Annotated in this window: 6 protein-coding genes and 1 pseudogene; 4 read left to right on the forward strand and 3 right to left on the reverse strand. The window is 56.5% G+C overall.

Going from position 1 to position 6013, the window contains the following annotated elements:
- The first annotated feature begins 271 nt into the window (after window positions 1-271).
- Window positions 272-1024: a 2,3-diphosphoglycerate-dependent phosphoglycerate mutase gene (gpmA, locus tag NKJ21_RS25440; RefSeq protein WP_002895089.1), complete on the forward strand. Its 753-nt coding sequence runs from the start codon at window positions 272-274 to the stop codon at window positions 1022-1024.
- Window positions 1025-1097: 73 nt separating this feature from the next.
- On the opposite strand, the gene aroG is transcribed toward gpmA, so the two are convergent.
- The gene (aroG, locus tag NKJ21_RS25445) at window positions 1098-2150 is read right to left on the reverse strand and encodes a 3-deoxy-7-phosphoheptulonate synthase AroG (protein WP_012542422.1); all 1053 of its coding nucleotides are present in this window, start codon (window positions 2148-2150) and stop codon (window positions 1098-1100) included.
- A 314-nt stretch (window positions 2151-2464) separates the two neighbouring features.
- Here aroG and NKJ21_RS25450 point away from each other — a divergent pair, with 314 nt between their 5' ends.
- Together NKJ21_RS25450 and zitB are read left to right on the forward strand one after the other, a co-directional pair.
- Window positions 2465-2842, forward strand: a complete 378-nt coding sequence (locus NKJ21_RS25450) for a YbgS-like family protein (protein ID WP_012542423.1) — start codon at window positions 2465-2467, stop codon at window positions 2840-2842.
- Window positions 2843-2960: 118 nt separating this feature from the next.
- Entirely contained in the window at window positions 2961-3905 is a 945-nt protein-coding gene (gene zitB, locus NKJ21_RS25455) for a CDF family zinc transporter ZitB (protein WP_016160511.1), read from the forward strand.
- On the opposite strand, the gene pnuC is transcribed toward zitB, so the two are convergent.
- Both pnuC and nadA read right to left on the reverse strand, forming a co-directional pair.
- Complete coding sequence (gene pnuC / locus NKJ21_RS25460; RefSeq protein ID WP_008805696.1) at window positions 3902-4621, reverse strand: nicotinamide riboside transporter PnuC; 720 nt, start codon at window positions 4619-4621, stop codon at window positions 3902-3904. The genes zitB and pnuC overlap by 4 nt on opposite strands.
- Before the next feature lie 35 nt (window positions 4622-4656).
- Window positions 4657-5700: a quinolinate synthase NadA gene (gene nadA, locus NKJ21_RS25465; protein WP_023322243.1), complete on the reverse strand. Its 1044-nt coding sequence runs from the start codon at window positions 5698-5700 to the stop codon at window positions 4657-4659.
- 69 nt (window positions 5701-5769) lie between these two features.
- Between nadA and NKJ21_RS25470 the strand changes: the two are divergent.
- A pseudogene (locus NKJ21_RS25470) lies at window positions 5770-5918 on the forward strand (hypothetical protein).
- Window positions 5919-6013: the final 95 nt, after the last annotated feature.

A 6013-nucleotide genomic window follows, 5' to 3' on the forward strand; every position in this document is an offset into this window, starting at 1 on the left:
GGGGCGCTGTTTTTCGTCCCCGCCCTCCTCTCTGTCGCCTCTTTTTTCAGCAACCTGCTCTATTTTCCGTCACCAAAGGACAAAAAAATAACCTGTGTTTTACAAGCACCTTACACTGAGCCACTATTTTCGCTATGGTTAGGGATAAGCATTGCCGTGAGCCAAATCACGGCAATATAATGAGAATAGTTATCAATCAATAACACATACACCAACATATTCAGCGCACCGTTCGCGGCGCGAGGGATGGCGTGTAGAGAGGAGTAAGAGAATGGCTGTAACTAAGCTGGTACTGGTTCGTCATGGCGAAAGCCAGTGGAACAACGAAAACCGCTTCACCGGTTGGTACGACGTTGATCTGTCCGAGAAAGGCGTTAGCGAAGCGAAAGCGGCAGGTAAACTGCTGAAGGCTGAAGGCTTCAGCTTTGATTTTGCTTATACCTCCGTGCTGAAACGTGCCATCCACACCCTGTGGAACGTGCTGGACGAACTGGATCAGGCCTGGCTGCCGGTTGAGAAATCCTGGAAGCTGAACGAGCGTCATTACGGCGCGCTGCAGGGCCTGAACAAAGCGGAAACCGCTGAGAAATACGGTGACGAGCAGGTTAAACAGTGGCGTCGCGGCTTCGCTGTCACTCCGCCGGAGCTGACCAAAGACGACGAGCGCTACCCGGGCCACGATCCGCGCTATGCAAAACTGACCGACGCCGAACTGCCGACCACTGAAAGCCTGGCGCTGACCATCGACCGCGTCGTGCCTTACTGGAACGAAACCATTCTGCCGCGCCTGAAAAGCGGTGAGCGCGTGATCATCGCCGCTCACGGTAACTCCCTGCGCGCGCTGGTGAAATACCTCGACAACATGGGCGAAGACGAGATCCTCGAACTGAACATCCCGACCGGCGTACCGCTGGTGTATGAGTTCGATGAAAACTTCAAGCCGATCAAACATTACTATCTGGGCAATGCGGAAGAGATTGCGGCGAAAGCGGCTGCCGTCGCCAACCAGGGTAAAGCGAAGTAATTCCTCCCGGTAAAAACAAAAAAGCGTGGAAATCTCCACGCTTTTTTTATTGCCTTCGCCAGCGCAGATTCGCTTAGCCGCGGCGGGTTTTCACCGCTTCCGCCAGCTGACGCAGGATCGTTTCGGTATCCTCCCAGCCTATGCAGGCGTCGGTGACGCTCTTGCCGTAGGTCAGCGGTTCACCGCTCTCGAGGCTCTGGTTGCCTTCCACCAGATGGCTTTCAATCATCACGCCCATGATCGCCCGCTCACCGCCGGCAATCTGCTGGCATACGTCCGCGCCCACTTCCATCTGCTTCTTGAACTGCTTGCTGGAGTTGGCATGGCTGAAGTCGATCATCACCTGAGCCGGCAGGCCCGCTTTCGCCAGGCCGATCTTCACATCCGCCACGTGCTTCGCGCTGTAGTTCGGCTCTTTGCCGCCGCGCAGAATAATATGGCAGTCGCCGTTACCGCTGGTATTCACGATAGCGGAGTGGCCCCACTTAGTGACCGACAGGAAACAGTGCGGTGCGCCAGCGGCGTTAATCGCGTCGATAGCCACCTTGATGGTGCCATCGGTACCATTCTTAAAGCCCACCGGGCAGGAGAGTCCGGAGGCGAGCTCACGGTGAACCTGGGATTCGGTGGTACGCGCCCCAATGGCGCCCCAGCTCATCAGATCGGCGACATACTGCGGGGTGATCATATCGAGGAATTCCCCCGCCGCCGGCAGGCCGCTGTCGTTAATGTCCAGCAGCAGTTTGCGCGCGATGCGCAACCCGTCGTTGATGCGGAAGCTGTTATCCATATGGGGATCGTTGATAAGCCCTTTCCAGCCGACGGTGGTGCGCGGTTTTTCAAAATAGACCCGCATGACGATCTCGAGCTCGCCCTTCAATGCCTCGCGCAGGGGCAGCAGACGGGAAGCGTACTCTTTCGCCGCTGCCGGATCGTGAATCGAACAGGGCCCAATCACTACCAGCAGACGATCATCGTCGCCCTTGAGGATCTGATGGATCGCTTTGCGAGCATGCGCAACGGTATTTGCAGCATTTTCGGTAGCAGGGAATTTTTCCAGGAGCGCAACGGGAGGTAATAATTCGTTGATCTCTTTAATGCGTAAATCGTCGTTCTGATAATTCATCTTCTTTCCAGCGTTGCCATACTTATTCAATGAAATGCAATCCCTCCAATCTATCTCTTCGCCGAAAAAGTGTAAACGTGATTTTACAGTAGTGATGGAATAATCCTGGAAATAGGCAAAAATACGCCATAAAGTAGCGAAACCAGGCTCATGCACTACAATAATTAACTGTTAAAGCTAATTAAGTCTTACGTTTCAGGATTATATAGTGACACTGCGATCGTCTGCGGAGTCTTTAACCATAGCGAGTCAGATCCCTGGCACACTCACCGCGGGAAGCGCATTTCCCCTTCCCGGTTTAACAGGAGTATCCGATGAATATGAAAAAACTGACGACCCTTTTACTCACCGCCACCTTAGGTCTTGCCAGCGGCGCGGCCCTGGCGGCAGACACCGGCGCCCAGTCCAATAATGGCCAGGCCAACTCTTCCGCGGATGCCGGTCAGGTGGCGCCGGATGCCCGTGAGAACGTGGCGCCAAACAATGTGGACAATAACCAGATTAATTCTGGCTCTGGCGGCACCATGCTCCATCCTGATGGCTCGACGATGAGCCAGGACAATATGTCGAGCGATGAAGTGCATAAAAACTCGATGTGTAAAGACGGCCGCTGTCCGGACACCGGTAAGAAACTGGACAATGGCGGCAGCATGAACCACGACAACAGCAAAACCGACGGTACCACCCAGTAAGTGATACGCTGGGAACAAACGAAGAAAAGGCGAGCCAGGCTCGCCTTTTCTTCGTTTGTTATCGCTCTCTGTTTATGATGTCATAGCGTAATAATGATAACTATCAAGGGACGACACGATGGCCCACCCGCATTCGCACTCCCCTGCCCAGGCTCCGGACAGCGGTAACGCTCGCCGGCTGCGATGGGCGTTTATCGTCACCGCCGGTTTTATGTTGGTTGAAGCCGTCGGCGGCGCAATCTCCGGCTCACTGGCCCTGCTGGCAGATGCCGGCCATATGCTCACCGATTCCGCCGCCCTGCTGTTTGCGCTGCTGGCGGTTCGCTTCGCCAGTCGCCCACCGAATACCCGCCATACCTTTGGCTGGTTGCGTTTGACCACCCTCGCGGCGTTTCTCAATGCCATTGCCCTGGTGGTGATTACCATTTTGATTGTCTGGGAGGCCATTCAGCGCTTCCAGCATCCGCAGCCGGTGGCCGGCGTGACGATGATGGTGATTGCGGTCGCCGGCCTGCTGGCCAACGTGCTGGCCTTCTGGATCCTGCATCGGGGGAGTGAAGAGCAGAATCTCAACGTGCGCGCTGCGGCGCTACACGTGCTGGGCGACCTGCTGGGCTCGGTCGGCGCGATCGTGGCGGCCGTGGTGATCCTCACCACCGGCTGGACGCCTGTCGATCCGATCCTTTCCGTACTGGTTTCCTGCCTGGTATTACGTAGCGCCTGGCGATTACTGAAGGAGAGTCTGAATGAACTGCTGGAAGGCGCGCCGCGTTCGCTGGATGTGGCGGCCCTGCAGCGGGATATCCGTCGCTCTATCCCGGAGGTACGCGATGTTCACCACGTCCACGTCTGGCTGGTGGGGGAAAAACCGGTGATGACGCTCCATGTTCAGGTGGTCCCGCCGCACGATCATGATGCGTTACTCAACCGCATCCTGCATTTCCTGGAACATAAATATGAAATTGAGCATGCCACGGTGCAGATGGAGTACCAGCCCTGCAGCGGCCCGGAGTGCCATCTCAACACGATGCACGCCGGGCACGATCATCACCACCACCATTAGCCAGAAAACGCGTGAGAACCTCGCTCACGCGCGCTGTTTATCCACATCCGGCTGCCGTTCAGCGCAATGAACGTCAGCAAGAGGTATTCCAGCGACATGGCATAGACGCCCTGGCGGGCAAAAATCACCACGCTTATCACGTTGACAATCACCCACAGCAGCCAGTTCTCGACATACTTGCGGGTCATTAAGATCATCGCCACCACCGACAGCACCGTCATGCAGGAGTCCCAGAACGGGAAGGCATCCGGCTGCAGCACCGGCATGGAGACCTGCAGACCCAGCGCTTGCATCAGGCTGACCGCGATCCGCGTCAGGAAAGCAAAGAACGGGTTGATAAACAGGGTCAGCAAGCCGATCGCCACCACGCAGGCCGCCAGCCAGCCCAGCGCTTTGCTGCGCGGCAACCAGCGGATCTGCAGCTCAGCCTCATGGTTGCTGCTTTGTCGCGACCAGGCATACCAGCCGTAAACGTTAGCGGCAAAGAAGAACAGCTGCAGCAGCAGGCTGGCATACAGCTGGATCTGAAAGAAGATGATGGCGAACAGCGTGACGTTGACCAGCCCGAAAGCATAGTTACTGATCTTCTCCAGGCTCGCCAGCCAGATGCACAGCAGCCCGGCGATGGTCCCCACGGCCTCTATCCAGGAGAGATCGTACCCCCCGGCGCCGATGGGTATATGTACTAAGATATTCTGCGTGCTAAAAAAATCCATTTCATCCCCTCAGCGTCTTGCGACGCGACAATACGTTATCCCCGTAGTGTAGCCGCAAAATCCAGCATCCGGTTAAGCGGAATCAATGCCCCGGTACGCAGCGCTTCGTCGACGTGGATTTCGTGTTCAGCACCGCCCTGTTCGAGTCCCTCGGCAATGGCTTTCAGGCCGTTCATCGCCATCCACGGGCAGTGCGCGCAGCTGCGGCAGGTCGCCCCTTCGCCGGCAGTGGGCGCTTCCAGCAGCGTTTTCTCCGGTACCGCCTGCTGCATTTTATAGAAGATACCGCGATCGGTGGCCACGATCAGCTGGCGCTGGGGCAAGCTTTTCGCCGCCGCAATCAGCTGGCTGGTGGATCCCACGGCATCCGCCATCTCGACAATCGCCTGCGGCGATTCAGGATGGACCAGTACAGCAGCTTCAGGATAGAGGGCCTTCATACGCGTCAGTGCCTGGGTTTTAAACTCATCGTGCACGATGCACGCCCCCTGCCAGCACAGCACGTCTGCGCCGGTCTGACGCTGGACATAGCGGCCAAGGTGGCGGTCCGGCGCCCAGAGGATCTTTTGACCCAGGCTGTCCAGATGATCAATGAGTTCCACGGCGATACTGGAGGTAACCACCCAGTCAGCGCGGGCCTTCACCGCGGCGGACGTATTGGCATAAACCACCACGGTGCGATCGGGATGGGCATCGCAGAAGGCGTTGAATTCCTCAATCGGACAGCCCAGATCCAGCGAACACTCCGCGTTCAGGGTCGGCATCAGAATGGTCTTTTCCGGGCTGAGGGTTTTGGCGGTTTCCCCCATAAAACGCACCCCGGCGACCAGCAGCGTGGAGGCCGAATGACGGGCGCCAAAACGCGCCATCTCCAGCGAGTCGGCGATACAGCCGCCGGTTTCTTCCGCCAGTTGTTGAATTTCAGGATCGGTGTAGTAATGCGCCACCATCACGGCGTCGCGCTCGCGCAACAGGCGCTTGATTTTTTCGCGATAAAACTGCTTTTCGTCGACGGTCAGCGGTTGTGGTTTCGCTGGAAAAGGATAAATCGCCGTTTCAGGATCAAACATTACGCTCATCATGCAATCTCGTTTTACTGGCTTAACTCTAAGACCGTCACTATGGCCTGTCTGCGCCTTAACACGGTCATGGTGTTTTATATGCTAAACAAGATAGCGGATTACGAGCAAAAAGTCGTGATGAATTTTGTACATCAGCCCGTATGCCGCGGACGATGCTACACATCTGCCCAAACGACCGGTTCGTACCCTGTGTAGCCACGGTAAGCGCAGCGTGACCGTGGAGTCATGCTGAAGTCGAATTTTGGAGTATGGCGGATAGCAAAAAGGCGCCTTTAGGGCGCCTTTTTACATTGGTGGGTCGTGCAGGATG

It is taken from the genome of Klebsiella sp. SWET4, from assembly GCF_024296565.1.
In the GTDB taxonomy this organism is placed as follows: domain Bacteria; phylum Pseudomonadota; class Gammaproteobacteria; order Enterobacterales; family Enterobacteriaceae; genus Klebsiella; species Klebsiella variicola.

Coding starts and splice junctions, on each gene's coding strand:
- gpmA (WP_002895089.1), top strand. CDS start 272: ATGGCTGTAACTAAGCTGGTACTGGTTCGTCATGGCGAAAGCCAGTGG.
- aroG (WP_012542422.1), bottom strand. CDS start 2,150: ATGAATTATCAGAACGACGATTTACGCATTAAAGAGATCAACGAATTA.
- NKJ21_RS25450 (WP_012542423.1), top strand. CDS start 2,465: ATGAATATGAAAAAACTGACGACCCTTTTACTCACCGCCACCTTAGGT.
- zitB (WP_016160511.1), top strand. CDS start 2,961: ATGGCCCACCCGCATTCGCACTCCCCTGCCCAGGCTCCGGACAGCGGT.
- pnuC (WP_008805696.1), bottom strand. CDS start 4,621: ATGGATTTTTTTAGCACGCAGAATATCTTAGTACATATACCCATCGGC.
- nadA (WP_023322243.1), bottom strand. CDS start 5,700: ATGAGCGTAATGTTTGATCCTGAAACGGCGATTTATCCTTTTCCAGCG.